Below are 17,043 nucleotides of genomic sequence, written 5' to 3'. Positions count from 1 at the left end.
TCGCATTTTTAATTATCTAAAGCTTTTATCCACGTCTCAAAATCTGCATCGCTCGGCATTCTCCAATCAGCTCTAGGAGAGAGGCTGATCGTACCGACTTTAGGGCCGTCAGGGATGCATGAACGCTTGAACTGCTGAGTAAAGAAGCGCTTGAGGAATAGGGTAAGCCACTCTTTGATATGTTCTTCATCGTATTTAATATCAAACGCTTTCTTCGCTAGGTAGAGTATCTTTTCAGGCTTTGCGCCATACTTGATAAAGTGGTACAAAAAGAAGTCATGTAGCTCGTAAGGTCCCACGATAGACTCGGTGTGTTGTACGATCTCATCTTCTTTGTGCGGAAGCAGTTCGGGGCTGATAGGTGTTGCAAGGATATCATCGATGATCGCTGCGATTTTTTCTTCTGATTTGAAGTATTCGATAACATACTGTACCAGTGTTTTGGGGATGCTTGAGTTGAGCGCATACATACTCATATGATCACCGTTATATGTTGACCATCCCAGGGCTACTTCACTGAGGTCACCCGTACCGATCACAAGACCACCAATCTTGTTGGCAGTGTTCATCAGGATCGAAGTTCTAGCCCTTGCCTGTACATTCTCATAAGTAACAGTATGCTCGGAAGGATCATGCTCGATCGCTTCAAATTCATTAAGCGAGAGATTGGTGATCTCTACAGTTTTGAGTGTCACACCGAGACGCTCACATAGCTTTTCTGCATTACTCTTGGTACGTGTAGTAGTACCAAAACCGGGCATAGTGATCGCCACGATATCTTTGTGATCCCATCCCATGATATCAAAAGCTCTATGCGTAGAGAGCAGGGCAAGAGTAGAGTCAAGCCCACCGGAGATGCCTATCACGGCTTTTTGGATATGTGCGTGTGTCATACGCTTGATCAGCCCGTGCGCCTGTATCTGTACGATCTCATCGCATCTTGCTTGCTTGTCCGCATACTGGGAAGGTACAAACGGCATAGGATTGATCTCACGCTCCACAGCGCTGATAGCAGGAGTAGGGCTTACTTTGATGGTACTTACCGGTTTACGTCTGCCGTCACTAAAACTTGTCTCGTTAAGTCTGAGCCATCTGAGACGTTCCAGATCAACATCCGCAGTGATAAAATGGCTATCCATTCTGAAACGTTCATTTTCTTTGAGTGTCGTACCATATTCGCTGATGATTGCATGTCCGCCATATACGGTATCTGTGGTAGATTCTCCCACACCTGCTGAGCTATAAACATATGCAGCCATACAACGTGCACTTTGTGTACGGACCAACTCTTCACGATACTCATGCTTACCTATGAGTTCATTACTCGCTGAAAGATTGAAGATCAGGTTTGCACCATTGCTCGCCATGTGATTGCTCGGCGGAGTAACGGCCCAGAGGTCTTCACATATCTCTACACCAAAGGTCATGTCTTTACCATCATTAAAGAGAAGATCAACACCGAACGGTACTTCATCCCCCTTAAGCGAAGTAGTAGTTCTAACGATTCCTTTGCCGCTTACAAATTGGCGTTTTTCATAGAACTCTTTTTTATTCGGCAGGTAGGTTTTTGGTACGAGTCCAAGGATATTACCGTTTTGAAGTACGATTGCACAGTTATAGAGCCTATCGGCTTCAATATGCGCGTAACCGAGGATGACAATAGTATTTATCTCTTTTATATTTTTTAATATCTTATTGAGTGCATCCTCTTGTGCTTGCAGGAGGGTTTGGTTAAGTAAAAGATCACTGGCAGTGTATCCGGTAAGGGTAAGTTCTGGAAATACAATGACAGAAACCTCTTTTTGATGTGCTTCTTTAATAAGAGAGATAACTTCTTTAGCATTTTTGGCAGGATTTGCTACAGTAGTTTGATTGACTGCAGATGCAACACGATAGTATCCGAACATGAGTGTCCTTTAGAAGTTTTTTATTTCCACTCAAAATGAGTGGAAACAGGGTGTTTGATAATTATGCTTTTTCAGCAAAGATCTCGATAGATTCGATCGCATCGTTTTGTTCGATCTGATCAAGAACCATGAAGCTCTCTGTATCATTTTCTTCAATTCCACCAAATACTGTGTGAACACCGTCAAGGTGTGGACATGGTACAAAACAGATAAAGAACTGGCTACCACCAGTGTTTGGACCTGCGTGTGCCATAGAGAGTGCACCACGTCTATGTCTTTGTGTACTTGTATCTGTTTCACAGTCGATACACCAGTCCGGACCGCCTGTACCAGCCATTGTAGGGTTACCACCAGGTCCTGAGTGTGGACATCCACCTTGAGCCATGAATCCTGGGATTACTCTGTGGAATTTAAGGTTGTTGTAGAAACCTTCATTTGCAAGGTGTGCAAAGTTTGCCACTGTATTTGGAGCATCTTCACCGTAAAGTTTTACCCAGATGTTGCCTTTACTTGTTGTGATCTTCGCATAGTTATATGTTTCCATAATATCTTGAGGGATGTCATATCTCTTTGTCTCGCGTCTTCTTCCAAACATAGTCGTTTAGTCCTTATATATTAATTTTAAAGTATAATTATACCAATAATTTTTTAGGGGCTTAAACTATGGAACTTTGTGTGGCACTTGACCTTCCGTCAGCAGAGGAGAACCTGTCTTTGGCAGAATCTCTTAAATCGTATGATATTTGGATGAAAGTAGGCTTTCGCTCTTACATCCGTGACGGAAAGCCGTTTATCGAGGCACTCAAAGCAATCAATCCAAACTTTAAGATATTCCTGGACCTTAAACTCTATGACATCCCCAATACAATGGCAGATGCAGCTGAAGAGATCGCAAAGATCGGTGTAGATATGTTCAATATTCATGCAAGCGCAGGCCCTGTAGCGATGAAGACTGTGATGGAAAGACTCTCTACATATGAAAATCGCCCCCTGGTACTGGCTGTTACAGCATTGACTTCATTTGATGAAGAGAATTTTCAGGCGATCTATGAAAAAGGCATTGATGAAAAGGCTGAGCAGTTTGCCAAGATGAGCTATGAGAACGGACTGGATGGTGTTGTGTGCAGTACATTTGAGAGCAGAGCGATCAAAGCGGCTACTTCTGATAAGTTCTTGACCCTTTGTCCGGGGATCAGACCATTTGGCGAAGATGCAGGAGATCAGCAGCGTGTAGCTACATTGGAACTGGCAAATAAAGAGGGAGTAGACTATCCGGTCGTAGGGCGTCCTATCTATAAAGACAGCAACCCTCAGGCAAAAGTAGATCAGATACTTGAAGTGATCTCAAGTTTTTAAACACTATCTTTTTACGGAAGTCTTATTCAGACTTCTGAGCTTTCTTAGGATTTGCCATATTGACGGCATTATCCATTCCCATCTTCATAAAATATGCTCCTATAGCAAAAAATGCCAAAATAACGAGTGGAATTAATTTCTTTAACATGGTTAGACCTAAATTCATGAATTTTATGTGTAATCATACTATATATATGATTACATAAATAAGCTTTTTTGATGAGTGATAAAAAAGAGAAAAAAAAGTTTTTTTTAAGCTTTTATTTAAGCTTCATGCTCTATAATCTCATCCACAAAACACATGGACAGTTGGGTGAGTTGGCTGAAACCACATCCCTGCTAAGGATGCGTACTCGTAAGGGTACCGAGGGTTCGAATCCCTCACTGTCCGCCACTTCTTATTTGATCCCATAAACTAACATATTTTCAGAGTAAAAATAGCTGATATATCTATAGTATTTTACTTTCTATATCTGTTTCCATATAAATTACTTATTCATGTATGAAAAGAAAGCATTCTATAGAGTAAGGTTATAAGGGTTATTCTAGTCAGTTTATTCATACTTTGGCATGCATTCCCATTGGGATGATAGGGACTGATTTGGAATGTAAATCCAGTATTAACCAACATAATATCTATTAACTATAATTATGTTATATACAGTTATAATGATTAAAGATGGCGTATATAGAGCTAAGAGTTATAGGAATAGGGAGTAAATATGAAAATGAAAAAAAATTTTATTTTGATATTAGTAATAGGTTTAATCATAACATTAACCATGGGATGCAATTCCAATAATTCTGAAAATACAAAGGTAGAGGATACACTTTCTGAAGGATGGGAAGGAGAGTTAGCCTGGTTTATTCTTAAAGGCCTTTCAAATGGTTTTCTAAGCAGTGCCGGCAGCGAGGTATTTGGAAATATTCTGGTGTTAATTGGGATAGAGGATCCAAGTACTGCCCAGGAAGAGGAAATAGAGAAAACTCTAAAAAATGTTGAAAATACGCTAGTTCAAATCGAGGAAGAACTTTCTACGATAGAAACAGAATTAAGCGACATTAACAAAGAGCTTAACATAGATACGGACAAGATCCTGTTAGCTGTAAACTGGCCAAATGATTCGGTAACCTATATTCATACAGGTTCAAGGCATTTACGAGACATAATGAAAAACCCAGATGGCAGTTATGTAAAACCTGGAGACATAAACCATACAACAATATTGAATCTATCCTCACAAATTTTAAATCTATGGGATATAGATAATGCAATGCAGGGTATTAATGATTCTATTCTTACGAATCCATACACAGCCTTTCCAACCTATGTTGATGAGGCTATGACTGAAATATCTGGGGATGATACTCTTTTAATGACTGCTTATCAAGGACTGGAATATTTTAGTACTAAACTTCTGAACAACCAAATACTTGGAGCAAATCTTGTAGTTGAGGCATACAAAGCTCTTGACGATAACAATACTGCAGAAATCCGATATAACGACTATAAGGATATGTTCTACAATGAAGTTAGAAACATGGAGAATGAAAACAGCTTTATCTATAATGCCGCAAGTCTTGTTTTAAGAAATGCAACACTGTATGGAGAACAGAAATTACCTTCTGATGCGGATGCAATCTTTAAACGAGCATTATTTTATAGTATGTTGTATACCGGTACTGATAAAGATAAATTCGGATTACGTTTTTTACATATAAGTCCAACAGTATACCCCGTAGAGTTTGGTTCGCTATATGCTTACAATGACAGTAATAAAAATTTTTATACTTGTGAAATTGTTGGTAGTCATGAGGTACTCGGCCGTACATATGACTATTGGGATGGCAATCATGTTAATGCAAACAATGCGTACAGGGTTGTTGAGTATGATTGTGGGTCCGTGCCAATAGGTGAGTATGGGATATACACAGAGTTAACCCTCAATTCATTAGAAATTGGATCAGCAACGGTTTCTAATTATAATGCTGATTATACTCAGTCTTCTGATGGGAATATTACATATGGTTTTGGCCTAGCTACTGATTTTATCGATAATAGATTTACTGAATCATCTCCATATTGGAGTGTTCACAGAGTCAGTGGTGCTGATACTGAGAGTTCAGGTAGTGCTAATAATTGGCCGATTAAAAGGAGTACCATCTGGATTAATACCACTACATGGGATACATCGGGAAGTACCGAATTACGAGGGAATTTTAAATATGTTGGTAGTCAAGCGAGAAATATGATAGTTGATTATCATGCTGAATTTTATATTCATGGATTTGTTCCTTATTACTTTGGTAATTTGCTTACTGATATGGATATAGGATATGTAACAGGAGTTTATAATGTGAAGGATGAAAAGAGCGAATGTAGATATGAATATAAATATAATCTAAAGACATATTTAACCACAGCTAAAGATGTTGAACATTCAGAGTCAAGAGATATTAAACATACCTGTTCATTTACTGCAGAACCAGATGTAGATTATTATGTATATTTTAAAGTGTTTATAGAAGGGCATGCAGGAACATCTGTTGATGCAGTATCTGAACTAAAAACTGTAAAAAGTGTTTATGTGAAATTTGAAGAATGAGACATACGTTCATCAGTAGATTATCTACAGAAGAATGACAAAAAAATTATTAAATATATAACTCTATAAGGTTTTTAAATTTTGGCAGAGTCTGCCAGATTTGTAGGTCATTTGTTCGCCAACAGCTAACTGTTTTTTAGAGGGTGCCGTAAAATAGGGCTTGGAGAGAAGGGTACCGAAGTGTTCGAATCCCTCACTTTCAGCCAAAAAAGCCCGAAATCATGGGAACATCAAGCTTTTTATTTTTTATACTCTGAAAAATTTTTAACTAAACCTACAATGCTTTTTGAAGAATCTCTTTGAGTACTTCTTTGGTATATGTTTCAGCCAAGCCGAAAGCTTTTGCATGTTCGCAAGCATTCTCTACAATCGCATCAATATCACTTTCTTTGATCGAGAGTTGTGAAAGCCTGGTTGGTGTACCGACCTTGTTGAACCATGACTCCAATGCCTCTATTCCTTCCATTGCACTGGAAAGTCCAAACAATTTTTGCGCAAAACGTTTGAACTGTCCTTCATTTTGTGAAACGTACCCTTTCATCCAGGCCGGCATAACGACTGAAAGACCCGCACCGTGTGGCACATTGAAAAGTGCAGAAAGCGTATGCTCGATCATGTGGTTTGGAAAGCTATATCCTCCTACTCCAAGGTATGTCGTACCGTTTAGTGCCTGTGTTGCTGCCCAAGCAAACTCCCCGCGTGCATCATAGTCATCCTCATCTGCTAACAGTGTTTCTGTGGTTTTCATAACTGTTGCAATGTTCGCTTCGATATAAGCAGCAATGATGTCCGGGTGTGATGAAGCAGTAAAGTACCCTTCTATAGAATGGGCGATAATGTCTGCTGCAGAGTAGACCAGGTATTCCTTGGAGACCGACTTTTGAAGTTCTGGATTGATGACGGAAACCTTTGGATACAGGTGCGGTGAAGCGATAGAGTATTTTTGCTTCGTTGCTTCATTGGTAACCACGGCAAAAGTGTTCATTTCACTTCCTGTCGCTGCAAGGGTGATAATGTCAAATACCGGCAGTGCCTTTTCGATAACACTTTTTCCGATAAAGAAATCCCACACATCGCCATCATATAGACTACCTGCCGCTATTGCCTTTGAGCTGTCCAGTACAGAACCGCCACCGACACTGAGTATGGCTTCAACACTGTGTTCTTTTGCCAGATCTACTGCTTCGTAGACTTTTGAGAGTACCGGGTTACTGACGATTCCTCCCAGCTCAATATATGCAATACCATTTGCTTCAAGGCTTTTTACAACGATATCGAACAAACCGTCTTTTTTGATACGGTCACTACCATAGGTAAGAAGTACTTTTTTAAAATTCTCTGCAGCGATATACTTACCGATCTCTTTTTCTTTGTCTTTGCCGAACTCTATTCTTGTTGGGTTTTGATAAGTGAAATTGACCATTTCTAATCTCCTTATTATTAATATATGACGTATTATAGCCCATACCTACAGAATACTGTAGCATGATAATCCATACCGATTGCCTGATTATCCAAATATTTGATAATTGTGTTGAGAACAACTGAAAAGATAAGACTTGTGATATAAATTACTAGAGAATACGCTAGGATGTTCTGAGTACAACCAATAGCTGACACGCAATTGAACCGTAACTCTAGTTTATTATTTGTCTGGCAGAGTCTGCCAATTTTTGATATATCAGGTTTTATTTGAACAATATAATATTCACGATTTTCATGACCAAAGTGATCTAATATTTAGTTTTGTTACATCTTTAGCTATTGGATAGTATCGCATGATGGCACATTCCTCCAGAGCCGATAGTAGGAACAAATCCACCACCTGTAACCCAGGCACCTGCAAAATAGAGGTTATTTAACTTATCGGATTTCACTTCCGGATTTCTAAAAAACTGTTGGTTGGTCGGGGCAAATCCGTAGGCTGTTCCATTTGGCGTTTTGAGATACTTTTGCATGGTCTTTGGCGTCCCTACATTTGCAAATTCGATATACGCTTTGATATTCGGGTATTCGGTTTCCAGTACATTGAGATACTCCTCCAACACCTCTTGTTTCTTTTGTTGATATGCTTCTTCTGATAGACTTTCCCAGTTGGAGAGGTAGTCCGTCGTATAAATGGCACCGACAGATTTTGACTCATCGGTGAGTTTTGAATCAATTTGGGAATAGTCTACAAAGGTGATGCTTTTTTTTGTTGCATCACCCCGAAGTCTTTTATCGTATTCATCGATAGAGTTGATATCTCTGAAGAGGAAAGTGGAGTAGGGCCTTTCGCCGTAAACAGACTTGAGGTTTTTATTGAACCCGATGTGGATTACGAGGTGAGAAGCAGCTATTTCTTTTTGTTCTATGTAGGGTATATTTGCCAATTGATAGGTTGAAGTAGGCGAGAGGTTTGAAACTACTATGTCATTGGATAGTTCGGTTTTTTCTTTGTCGTGAACATAGGTTACTCCTGTGCAGTTTTCATTATTATGATTTATCTTGACGACTTCGGCACTTGTGATGATCTCTCCTCCGTTGTTTTTGATGACAGATGCTAAATGGTCTGAGAGTTTTTGGCTGCCGCCTTTGATATACCAGCCGCCTCCTGTGTAGAAAGAGTATTGGACAATGGCATGATAGAGAAAACTAAAATTATAAATCGTATCAGTCACATAGCTGACATTTGCATCCAGTATGAGCTTCAACTCTTCATTTTCAGTCAAATTATCCATGACCTCTTTGACAGAAGCAGTTTTGTATTTGACAATGTTTTTAAAGAAAAAAGGGAATAGTGCTAGTTTCCACCAAGGTGCGGTGAAGAGTTTCCCGTATTCATCGGATATCGTTTTGATCAGGTCAAAATACTTATCAATCACCTTCTCTTCACTTGGATATTTTAGATATAAAGCAGAGATAGCTTTTCCTATGTCGTCAGGCATGGTAAAGTCTAGAGTATTGCCGGATACTCTAAAAAACTCCGGTACCCTTACGAACTCAACATTATCATATACACTTAGGGCTTTAAATATTTGTTTTAACCCGGAACTGCTATAAACTCCAGACATCATATGCAGTGAAACTTCACAGGTAAAATCACCCTTGTGTTTGAAAGTTGTAGCACTCCCACCGACCTTGTAATGTTGTTCAAGTACAGTGACTTTGTACCCTTCTAAAGAGAGTAAAGCACCGGCAGTGAGACCACCTAAACCTGATCCGATTATTGTTATGGTTTTCATAATATATACCTTTCAGTTACTTAATCAACTTAATCCCTTCTCATGTTTTATAACGTCAACTTGTTTATAGTATATCGTACTTACGGAATAAAAAGATCTTTTGGTAATAGAGAAATGCATTTTAAAGCTTAACTATACCGCTTCTCTGGAGTACCTTCAATATACTGATCAACGCCATCACACCCAGGTATCCCCATTGGGGTATACTTAATGCTTTCTGCGCCATAACGAAGTGGATAGTCGATAACAGTATCACTATATAAATCATCTTGTGGTATTTAAAATATCGTGGGAAAAGTGATCTATGTGATGTAATGGCCATGAAGAGCAAAATCAAAAAACTGGCCATGCCAAAGAAAATAAACGGTTTGTCGAAAGTCTCGTTCAGAGCTGACACAAGGTCAAGTTCCATGTCAAGGATAAGAAAGTTTAGCAGGTGCAGCAGTGCGTAGAAGAAGCTGAAGAGCCCAACCGTACGACGGTAACGAAGTAGGTTGATAGATCTGCGTAGAAGTGACAGTGTTGTCGTGATATAGAGCAGGGTCAGGGCTGTCGCTCCGGTCAAAGTATAAATGAATTTTATAGGATCCTCCACCCCGCTGATAAATAGCATATAGAGCAAAAAGAGCAGAGGTTGCAGCAAGATGAACGAAAGTATCAACTGTCTCATCAGAAATGCTTTCTCAGGTCCATACCGGCGTATAGGTGCTTCACCTCCTTTTCATAACCGTTGAACATTTGTGTCTTCTGCTTGATGAACTTTCCAAGTACCCGTTCGTGTTTCTGCGACCAGCGGGGATGATCGACGTCAGGGTTGACGTTTGCATAAAAGCCGAACTCATTTGACGCCATCTTCTGCCATGTGTTGAGCGGTTCATGGTCAGTAAAGGTTATCCTTCGGATCGACTTTATCCCCTTAAAACCATATTTCCATGGTACAATCAACCGCAGAGGAGCTCCGTTCTGTGGAGGGAGAGTATGGCCATAAAGCCCTACAGTCATCAGTGTCAACGGGTGCATCGCCTCATCCATACGCAGCCCTTCCACATAAGGATAGTCAATCGTAGAGAAGAACTTGCGGCGCTGGTCAGGAAACTGTTCAGGATCGTAAAGTGTCTCAAAGCGCACATACTTTGCAGTTGAGAGCGGTTTTGCATAACGGATAAGACTGGCTAATTCAAACCCAACCCACGGCACAACCATCGCCCATCCCTCGACACACCGGAAACGATAAATACGTTCCTCTAGTGTAAAACGATTTAAAAGATCGTCGAAATCAATCTCAAAGGGATTCTCCACCAATCCGTCGACGCTGATGCGCCATGGTTCAGTTTTGAAGTTACGGGCTAACTGCCGTACCCCCTTCTTGCTGGTTGTATATTCGTAAAAGTTGTTATAGCTGATGATCTGATCATAACTGTTAAGTACCAGTCCAAGCGGATTCGTATCCTTACGGTAATGCAGGTTAGGCATAGGAAGCTTTTCGCTTGCTGCGAGCTCCATTACTGCCGAAGTGCTGACCGTCATAGCTGCCCCAAGCTTAAGAAACCGGCGCCGTCCTTCGAACAGGACTTCATCTGTTACGAACGATTCTGAAATCTCCCAGCTTTTTTTTCTGCGGTAATGCATGATGACTCTTTTTTTATCCTTTAGATAAATTGTTTTCTAACAAAGTATAGTAATTATAGGTGTAATTAGTGTGGAGAAGAGACTGTGCTTAAATACATCATATTTATGAGGTGAGTATTTTGCAGACGCTCCAGATTTGTACATCACTTGTTCGAAACAGCTAACCTGTTTTTTATAGAGTACAGTAAAATAGGGCTTTGTGAGGAGGTTATTGAAGTTTCAAGTCGCTCTTTATACTATGAAATTATCAACAATCCCTTTATTTACAGGTTTCTGAATATTGATCAAAAACATCATGAACTTCCTTTGTTTTCGCTATTATAATATTGGCATTAAACCAACAGGAATGAAAATGGAACAGCAAATAAAAGAATATCTCCTCTCGCTTGCTGATAAAAAGACGGCCGCACAGACAAAGAAATTTTTTAAAACTGCAAAGGGAGAATATTCGTACGGAGACAAATTCCTGGGGATAAAGATGGAAAAATTAAGGGAGACGGCAAAACGATTCTCGGTGGTAGAACCCGAAGTTGCGGAAAAGCTACTCCAATCGGAATTCCATGAGATTAGGATGTTTTCTCTCATATTGTTGACCAACCTCTACAAAAGGGGAGACAAAACAACTAAAGATAAAATATTCGACATATACTTGAAAAATACCAGTTACATAAATAACTGGGATCTGGTAGACGTTTCTGCACACCATATAGTTGGAACACATCTCTTCGAAAAAGATACTACCGTACTTCACAAGCTCTCCAAATCGGAAAATATGTGGGAGAGGAGAATATCTATAGTATCCACATTATATTTCATCAAGAACAACCGCTTCGGAGAGACGCTATCGATCTCCGAAATCCTGATTGAAGACGAAGAAGACTTGATACACAAGGCAACCGGATGGATGCTCAGAGAAGTTGGAAAAATGGACATTCAGGCAGAAAGGAAGTTCCTTCTTAAACACTACAATAAAATGCCAAGAACAATGTTGAGATACGCAATAGAAAGACTTGATGAAAACGAAAGACAGGGATTCTTAAAAGGCAAATTTTGAGAGATGATACATATATAAAGGTACTAATATTATTTGGCATTTATAACGAAGGAATACCAGGGTATGAGAGCCCTTTACAGTTCTGTAGGGAATATGCCAGGATATTGAAATTGCCATTAATAGCAGGTACTCAAACAAACAACCGTTTTTTTAGAAGGGTCCTAAAATAGGGCTTTGCGAGGAGGGTACCGAAGTTTAATGAGTTCTTGATTTTAACTTTTTGTTATAATATTTCAGAAAGAAGAAGGTATCAATGATCGTTAACCAAAAGTCTGTAATGAAATTAAAACCATCCCAATGGTTCAGCAGCATTATGACGTACCTGTCCATACCCATCATTCTATTGGTTTGCGGATGGGATCTCGGTTGGTGGCAAGCGTGGGTCTTTTTTGTGCTGATCGTCACGGCCGGCATCGGGGGACGTGTATGGGCAGAACACAGACATCCGGGAATTCTGGCTGAACGGTTTAAATATTTCAAGGCTCAAGGTATAAAATCCTGGGATAAAGTCTTTGCCCCATTGATGGCGCTCAGCCTGTCATTTCCGCTTGTCATAGTAGCAGGCCTCGATCACCGTTTCACATGGTCTCCACACTTGCCGATCTGGATGAATCTGCTTGGCTTTGTTCTGATCGTATTTGGATACGCTTTCGCGTCATGGGCCTTGATAGAAAATCGCTTCTTTTCCACTTTTGTGCGTATTCAGAAAGACCGGGAACATGAAGTATGCAGTAGCGGTCCTTATGCAATAGTTCGGCATCCAGGCTACGCCGGGAATCTATTGGCTCTTCCGGGGATTGTACTTGCTTTAGGTTCTGTGTGGACATTAATTCCCGTGGTCATAGCCATAATCATTGCCGTGGTAAGAACGGAACTAGAGGACAGAACCCTTCAGGAAGAATTGAAAGGATACAAAGCATATGTACAACAGGTACGATATAAATGGATTCCCGGAATATATTAATTTTTAAACATTTTATCTCGCTACCCAACCAAATTACTTTACCGACCTAAAAAGCAGGGTGGCACAGTTGAACGTTAACCTAACCTTTAGTTGAAAACCTTATGAAGTATATAACTTTATAAGGTTACTATTTTGCATACATGCCAAATCTTTATTAACTCAATCATTATATAAAACAACTTTACATGTTTTACACGGTTAAAAAATAATTCTACACCCGCATATAATAATTTCAATAATAATTATCAATTTAAATATAGTGTAAGAAAAGTTTTGCTAAATTCCGTTTAGATAATAATTATCAATTTAATTAAGGAAAAAAATGAAAAACACAATAAAAATAATTGGTTCAATGGCTTTATTGACAACAAGTATGATGGCAGATACATTAGAAGAAAGACTTACAGCATTGGAAGAAACGAATAAGACATTGACTGAAGAGCTCTTAGCAACACAAACAGGAGGTTTCACGCTAGTAGAATCAGGGCAGTCATATAATGGACTAGGAGATGCAGCATCTAAAGTATACTATTCTAAAAATCCACTTTCTATAGGAGGGTATGGTGAAATGTATTATGCAAATCCTGAAGGAAGTGATGACTATGCCGATGTTTATAGGTTTATCACATATCTTGGTTATAAGTTTAGTGATAATGTCATTTTAAATACTGAAATTGAATTTGAACATGGAGCTAATGCAGAAGATGGAGGAGAAGTAGTTCTTGAATTTATGTATCTTGACTTTTTGATGAGAGAAGAGATAAATTTGAGACTTGGACACCTGCTTGTTCCAATGGGGCTTATCAACCTGAGACATGAACCGACACTATTCAATACAGTTCAAAGACCAGAGATTGAGCAAAGACTCATTCCTAGTACATGGCATGAAAATGGTGCATTACTCTATGGTAGGTTTGCTGATCTTGGTATCCAATATACAGCAGGTATTGTCAATGCATTAAATGTTGATTCTGATAAGACTGCTACAGCAGATAGTGGCTGGATCAGAAGCGGGAGATTGGGTGCAGCGAATAAAGCATCGTTTTCTCCGGCATTTGTAGGTCGTTTAGACTATACGGGAACAACAGGTTTGATGCTGGGGGCTTCAGTATATTATGGTGATGGTTCAAACTTGAAGGATGATGTAAGCCAGACTAATGGACTTACAATGACTATGTTTGATATTCATGCTTCTTATGAAAATGGTCCATTTGAACTTAATGCATTATATACACAGACAAATCTAGACGGTGCAGAAAAACTATCTTCTAATGCCGTTGAAAAAGCAAGTGGATATTATGTCAATGCATCATATAATCTTTCTGGACTGTTAGGTGTCAATTATAAAATGCCTGTATTTGGACAGTATCAAAATTATAACCCCGTAGAACAGACGGTGGATGGTTCCAATGAAAATGCATATCAGACAGAGATCACGACAATAGGTGTAAACTTCTTCCCTGCAGATCAGGCAGTGATAAAGGTCGACTATGCGATGAAAGAAGTCAATAATGTAGAAGAAAATATCGTATCTCTAGGAATTGGATTCATCTTTTAAAATGAGGAGCGAAAATGAAAAAAATATTTTTAATATCACTCTTTGGGATTCTTTTTTCCCAAAGTGGTATGGCCAAAACAAATGTAACTATAGAAAGTGTTATAAAATCATCAATTACTAATGTGACATCGATTGAAGCGAAGCAGTTGGTACTTACGAAAGCACAGTATGACAAAATAAAACAAACAGCAAAGGCAGCAGTACGAACTAAGATATACCGTTACTATACCATTATGCATGATGATAATATTATAGGGTATGGTGTGCTTATCACAAGAAAAGTACGAACGAAAAAAGCTACAGTGCTTTATGCCTTTGATAATGTTGGAAAGCTCATGTTTTCCGAAATCATGGTATTTGGTGAGCCACCAGAGTATGTACCAAATAAACTTTGGATGAAGCAATTTGACAATGTAGAATCATCTGCATCTTTAACAATGGGAAAAGATATCCCTACAATAAGTGGTGCTACCTTATCGGCCAGGGCTATTAGTGATGGTGCTAGAATAGCTAGAGCAATATTTAATATTGTTTTGAAAAAGTAGTCTTATGAAGTTTTTAGTTACTAAAGATCTAAACTATTCACGGTTATATGCTTATCTTATAGCATCAGTTATTAGTGTTATTTTTATATATTTGATTCTTGATACAGTTTTACATGCTTATGTTATAGGTACAGATATATCTAGTATCAAAACTACTTTGCTTGGAAATGAAGAAAGTTTTGAGGAGCCTATACTCATTGATTCTATTTTGCTTCAAGTACATATCGATCTTTTTATGACACTTTTTTCCTTATTGATACTATCCTCAGTCTATATCCGTTTTAATGCTAAAAGTCCCATTGTGAAACCTTTAGTACATATACTTTTTTTACTAGGGGTTTTTACTCCAATTTTCTTACTTGGAGTATACTTTTGGAATGAAGTATTTATCTATTTATGGATAGCTGGCTTTTTGTTATGGCATGGTATGGGTACCATACTTAGCATTATAATACTAAGAAGTTTGGACTTTAAATGAAAAACATATCGCTATACAAGATCCCCATCATTTATATGCTTCTCTATATTATTTTGATTTTATTTACAGGGGTATGGCTCTTTCTTCTATCTCAAGGGTTAGATGGAACTGAAAGTGTTATCAAGACATTAAGAGGTAGTATCAATGCCCTTGAACCTAAAAGTCTACAGAACTTTATAGAAGTTACAACACCACATATATTTGCTATAGGCGTGAGTGTATTTATAGTGTCACATTTTATGTTATTTAGTACTAAGATATCAGAAAAAAAATCACTTGCAATTTTTTTATTGTTGTTTATCTTTGCATTGGTAGATATATTTTCTTACGGCCTGATCATTTTGGGATTGTTAGTGTCGGGATGGATAAAACTTCTGTCAATGTTTGTTTTTGTTTTCTTATTCTTACTTATGATTTCCATGGTTGCAGTATCTTTATAGTCTAAAAATTCAATGTTGACGAATTTATCCAGCTTTCCATAAATGATGCTGCTTTGAGCATCAACAAGGATAAAACCTATCTCATCCAAATTCTTTAAAAATGCAATAGCTTTTTCCTTTGGCATAACAGAGATCGCTGTTGCATACGCATCTATTTTTGCATTATTGCCTGTAGTGATCAAAGAAACGGAAACAAAATCATTTCCTTGTAAGGCGGTTTTGGGATTTATGAGATGGTGCTCTTCGGGTATCGTTGCATATCTTCTATATGGTCCGCTTGTTGAAATAGATAGATATTTGTCCTTACTGGTTATTTTTGCAAAAGTCTGAGGTGAATAGGGGGATTGCAAATATACTGTACAAGTATCCAAACACTGAATATCTCCGCTTAAAGCGATAATACCCTTAGTGATATTTTGCTCCTTTAAATAACTTGTTGTTTTATCAACTGCATAGCCTTTTCCCATACCTCCTAGATCTATGATGATATCTTCATCGCTTTGTATGGATATTTGATCTATATGGATACCTTCTATATTCAAGTGTGCTTTCTTTAGCTCTTCTTTTGAGGGAGAGTAGGTTTTTTCTTCACCAAAGTGGTACAGTTTTTTAGATATAGAACCGATTGTAATATCAAAGAAACCATCAGTTTCTACATAGTATGACTTTGATAACTTGATGGATTCTGCTAAAAAGTCATCATAAGGAACTTTATGGTTTTTGTTGAGTTTTGCTAAAGTTGCGTTTGGATCATATGTTGATAAAGAATTCTCTATACTTTTTATCAAGTCAAACGCAGATGAAATTTGATCATTGTATTTTGATGATAGAGAAATAGTTGCATAGGTTCCCATCAGGGATCTTGTTCTATTTATATAGTTTTCTTTATCTTCTATGGAATTATCTGGATTATTAGAAGAGGTATTTGTATAACTGGTATTTTGTTCACTAAAAGAATCAAGTGCAAATACAATATTTATTTGCATAAGAAAAAAAATCAGTAAAAACACAATCCTTAATTGCATATTTACCTCCTTCTTTCTACTTATACTTGTTCTTTTTGAATTTGTAGCTTATTTTACTAGATTTTAGTGTTTTTATTGCAAATATAGCTTCTATATAAAGATATTCTTTTGGCAGACTCTGCCAGATTTATCCTGGTTTTTGCTAGAAATAAAGAAATATTCTGTCATTGGAGGTTATACACCCTCCATTAGTCAGTATGGGATCTCTGGGATTTAGTAGAGGAAAAGTAACATATAAGGTTCAATTGGATGGGTAA

16 protein-coding genes and 1 tRNA gene are annotated in these 17,043 nt (G+C 38.2%); 9 read left to right on the top strand and 8 right to left on the bottom strand.

Features of this window, described 5'->3' with window-relative positions; translation table 11 throughout:
- Positions 1 to 8 precede the first annotated feature (8 nt).
- Together PGH07_RS05495 and PGH07_RS05490 are read right to left on the bottom strand one after the other, a co-directional pair.
- The gene (locus tag PGH07_RS05495; RefSeq protein ID WP_289413242.1) at positions 9 to 1,907 is read right to left on the bottom strand and encodes an NAD(+) synthase; all 1,899 of its coding nucleotides are present in this window, start codon (positions 1,905 to 1,907) and stop codon (positions 9 to 11) included.
- 61 nt (positions 1,908 to 1,968) lie between these two features.
- A complete protein-coding gene (locus tag PGH07_RS05490) occupies positions 1,969 to 2,502 on the bottom strand; it encodes a peptidylprolyl isomerase (RefSeq protein WP_289413241.1) in 534 nt (177 codons plus the stop codon).
- A 68-nt stretch (positions 2,503 to 2,570) separates the two neighbouring features.
- Between PGH07_RS05490 and pyrF the strand changes: the two genes are divergently transcribed.
- The gene (gene pyrF / locus PGH07_RS05485) at positions 2,571 to 3,263 is read left to right on the top strand and encodes an orotidine-5'-phosphate decarboxylase (RefSeq protein WP_289413239.1); all 693 of its coding nucleotides are present in this window, start codon (positions 2,571 to 2,573) and stop codon (positions 3,261 to 3,263) included.
- A gap of 22 nt (positions 3,264 to 3,285) precedes the next feature.
- Here pyrF and PGH07_RS05480 read toward each other — a convergent pair whose 3' ends face one another.
- Complete coding sequence (locus PGH07_RS05480; protein ID WP_289413237.1) at positions 3,286 to 3,411, bottom strand: hypothetical protein; 126 nt, start codon at positions 3,409 to 3,411, stop codon at positions 3,286 to 3,288.
- Positions 3,412 to 3,566: 155 nt separating this feature from the next.
- Between PGH07_RS05480 and PGH07_RS05475 the strand changes: the two genes are divergently transcribed.
- Positions 3,567 to 3,657: transfer RNA gene (locus tag PGH07_RS05475), tRNA-Ser, on the top strand.
- A 328-nt stretch (positions 3,658 to 3,985) separates the two neighbouring features.
- Positions 3,986 to 5,869, top strand: coding sequence for a hypothetical protein (locus PGH07_RS05470; RefSeq protein ID WP_289413235.1), 1,884 nt, complete (start codon positions 3,986 to 3,988; stop codon positions 5,867 to 5,869).
- A 274-nt stretch (positions 5,870 to 6,143) separates the two neighbouring features.
- Here the strand turns inward: PGH07_RS05470 and PGH07_RS05465 are convergent, their stop codons facing one another.
- From PGH07_RS05465 to msrP, 4 genes are all read right to left on the bottom strand, one after another.
- The gene (locus tag PGH07_RS05465) at positions 6,144 to 7,292 is read right to left on the bottom strand and encodes an iron-containing alcohol dehydrogenase (protein WP_289413233.1); all 1,149 of its coding nucleotides are present in this window, start codon (positions 7,290 to 7,292) and stop codon (positions 6,144 to 6,146) included.
- Between the two features lie 334 nt (positions 7,293 to 7,626).
- Positions 7,627 to 9,093: a phytoene desaturase family protein gene (locus tag PGH07_RS05460; RefSeq protein ID WP_289413231.1), complete on the bottom strand. Its 1,467-nt coding sequence runs from the start codon at positions 9,091 to 9,093 to the stop codon at positions 7,627 to 7,629.
- A 121-nt stretch (positions 9,094 to 9,214) separates the two neighbouring features.
- Positions 9,215 to 9,763, bottom strand: coding sequence for a ferric reductase-like transmembrane domain-containing protein (locus PGH07_RS05455; RefSeq protein WP_289413228.1), 549 nt, complete (start codon positions 9,761 to 9,763; stop codon positions 9,215 to 9,217).
- The gene (msrP, locus tag PGH07_RS05450) at positions 9,763 to 10,722 is read right to left on the bottom strand and encodes a protein-methionine-sulfoxide reductase catalytic subunit MsrP (protein WP_289413227.1); all 960 of its coding nucleotides are present in this window, start codon (positions 10,720 to 10,722) and stop codon (positions 9,763 to 9,765) included. Before msrP ends, PGH07_RS05455 begins: the two co-directional genes overlap by 1 nt.
- A gap of 352 nt (positions 10,723 to 11,074) precedes the next feature.
- Here msrP and PGH07_RS05445 point away from each other — a divergent pair, with 352 nt between their 5' ends.
- The 6 genes from PGH07_RS05445 (at position 11,075) to PGH07_RS11465 (ending at position 15,761) form a co-directional block, all read left to right on the top strand.
- Positions 11,075 to 11,776 (top strand): DNA alkylation repair protein, encoded by a 702-nt coding sequence (locus PGH07_RS05445; RefSeq protein WP_289413224.1) that lies wholly within the window; start codon positions 11,075 to 11,077, stop codon positions 11,774 to 11,776.
- 253 nt (positions 11,777 to 12,029) lie between these two features.
- A complete protein-coding gene (locus tag PGH07_RS05440) occupies positions 12,030 to 12,740 on the top strand; it encodes a methyltransferase family protein (RefSeq protein WP_289413222.1) in 711 nt (236 codons plus the stop codon).
- A gap of 322 nt (positions 12,741 to 13,062) precedes the next feature.
- Positions 13,063 to 14,298: a porin gene (locus PGH07_RS05435; protein WP_289413220.1), complete on the top strand. Its 1,236-nt coding sequence runs from the start codon at positions 13,063 to 13,065 to the stop codon at positions 14,296 to 14,298.
- Between the two features lie 14 nt (positions 14,299 to 14,312).
- Positions 14,313 to 14,843 carry an FMN-binding protein gene (locus tag PGH07_RS05430; RefSeq protein WP_289413219.1) on the top strand — a complete coding sequence of 177 codons (531 nt, stop codon included), beginning with the start codon at positions 14,313 to 14,315 and terminating at the stop codon, positions 14,841 to 14,843.
- A gap of 4 nt (positions 14,844 to 14,847) precedes the next feature.
- Positions 14,848 to 15,321 (top strand): Aq_1264-related membrane protein, encoded by a 474-nt coding sequence (locus PGH07_RS05425; RefSeq protein WP_289413217.1) that lies wholly within the window; start codon positions 14,848 to 14,850, stop codon positions 15,319 to 15,321.
- Entirely contained in the window at positions 15,318 to 15,761 is a 444-nt protein-coding gene (locus tag PGH07_RS11465; protein ID WP_491630902.1) for an Aq_1264-related membrane protein, read from the top strand. Before PGH07_RS05425 ends, PGH07_RS11465 begins: the two co-directional genes overlap by 4 nt.
- Here the strand turns inward: PGH07_RS11465 and PGH07_RS05420 are convergent.
- Positions 15,647 to 16,786, bottom strand: a complete 1,140-nt coding sequence (locus PGH07_RS05420) for an FAD:protein FMN transferase (RefSeq protein ID WP_289413214.1) — start codon at positions 16,784 to 16,786, stop codon at positions 15,647 to 15,649. The genes PGH07_RS11465 and PGH07_RS05420 overlap by 115 nt on opposite strands.
- Between the last annotated feature and the right edge of the window lie 257 nt (positions 16,787 to 17,043).

The sequence above is a fragment of the Sulfurovum zhangzhouensis genome (genome assembly GCF_030347965.1).
Lineage (GTDB): Bacteria > Campylobacterota > Campylobacteria > Campylobacterales > Sulfurovaceae > Sulfurovum > Sulfurovum zhangzhouensis.
Note: the sequence above shows the minus strand (reverse complement) of the source record. Positions and strands in the feature narration are given on the sequence as shown.

Coding starts and splice junctions, on each gene's coding strand:
- PGH07_RS05420 (WP_289413214.1), bottom strand. CDS start 16,786: ATGCAATTAAGGATTGTGTTTTTACTGATTTTTTTTCTTATGCAAATA.
- PGH07_RS05460 (WP_289413231.1), bottom strand. CDS start 9,093: ATGAAAACCATAACAATAATCGGATCAGGTTTAGGTGGTCTCACTGCC.
- PGH07_RS05430 (WP_289413219.1), top strand. CDS start 14,313: ATGAAAAAAATATTTTTAATATCACTCTTTGGGATTCTTTTTTCCCAA.
- PGH07_RS05445 (WP_289413224.1), top strand. CDS start 11,075: ATGGAACAGCAAATAAAAGAATATCTCCTCTCGCTTGCTGATAAAAAG.
- PGH07_RS05465 (WP_289413233.1), bottom strand. CDS start 7,292: ATGGTCAATTTCACTTATCAAAACCCAACAAGAATAGAGTTCGGCAAA.
- PGH07_RS05435 (WP_289413220.1), top strand. CDS start 13,063: ATGAAAAACACAATAAAAATAATTGGTTCAATGGCTTTATTGACAACA.
- PGH07_RS11465 (WP_491630902.1), top strand. CDS start 15,318: ATGAAAAACATATCGCTATACAAGATCCCCATCATTTATATGCTTCTC.
- PGH07_RS05480 (WP_289413237.1), bottom strand. CDS start 3,411: ATGTTAAAGAAATTAATTCCACTCGTTATTTTGGCATTTTTTGCTATA.
- PGH07_RS05425 (WP_289413217.1), top strand. CDS start 14,848: ATGAAGTTTTTAGTTACTAAAGATCTAAACTATTCACGGTTATATGCT.
- pyrF (WP_289413239.1), top strand. CDS start 2,571: ATGGAACTTTGTGTGGCACTTGACCTTCCGTCAGCAGAGGAGAACCTG.
- PGH07_RS05490 (WP_289413241.1), bottom strand. CDS start 2,502: ATGTTTGGAAGAAGACGCGAGACAAAGAGATATGACATCCCTCAAGAT.
- PGH07_RS05440 (WP_289413222.1), top strand. CDS start 12,030: ATGATCGTTAACCAAAAGTCTGTAATGAAATTAAAACCATCCCAATGG.
- PGH07_RS05495 (WP_289413242.1), bottom strand. CDS start 1,907: ATGTTCGGATACTATCGTGTTGCATCTGCAGTCAATCAAACTACTGTA.
- PGH07_RS05455 (WP_289413228.1), bottom strand. CDS start 9,763: ATGAGACAGTTGATACTTTCGTTCATCTTGCTGCAACCTCTGCTCTTT.
- msrP (WP_289413227.1), bottom strand. CDS start 10,722: ATGCATTACCGCAGAAAAAAAAGCTGGGAGATTTCAGAATCGTTCGTA.
- PGH07_RS05470 (WP_289413235.1), top strand. CDS start 3,986: ATGAAAATGAAAAAAAATTTTATTTTGATATTAGTAATAGGTTTAATC.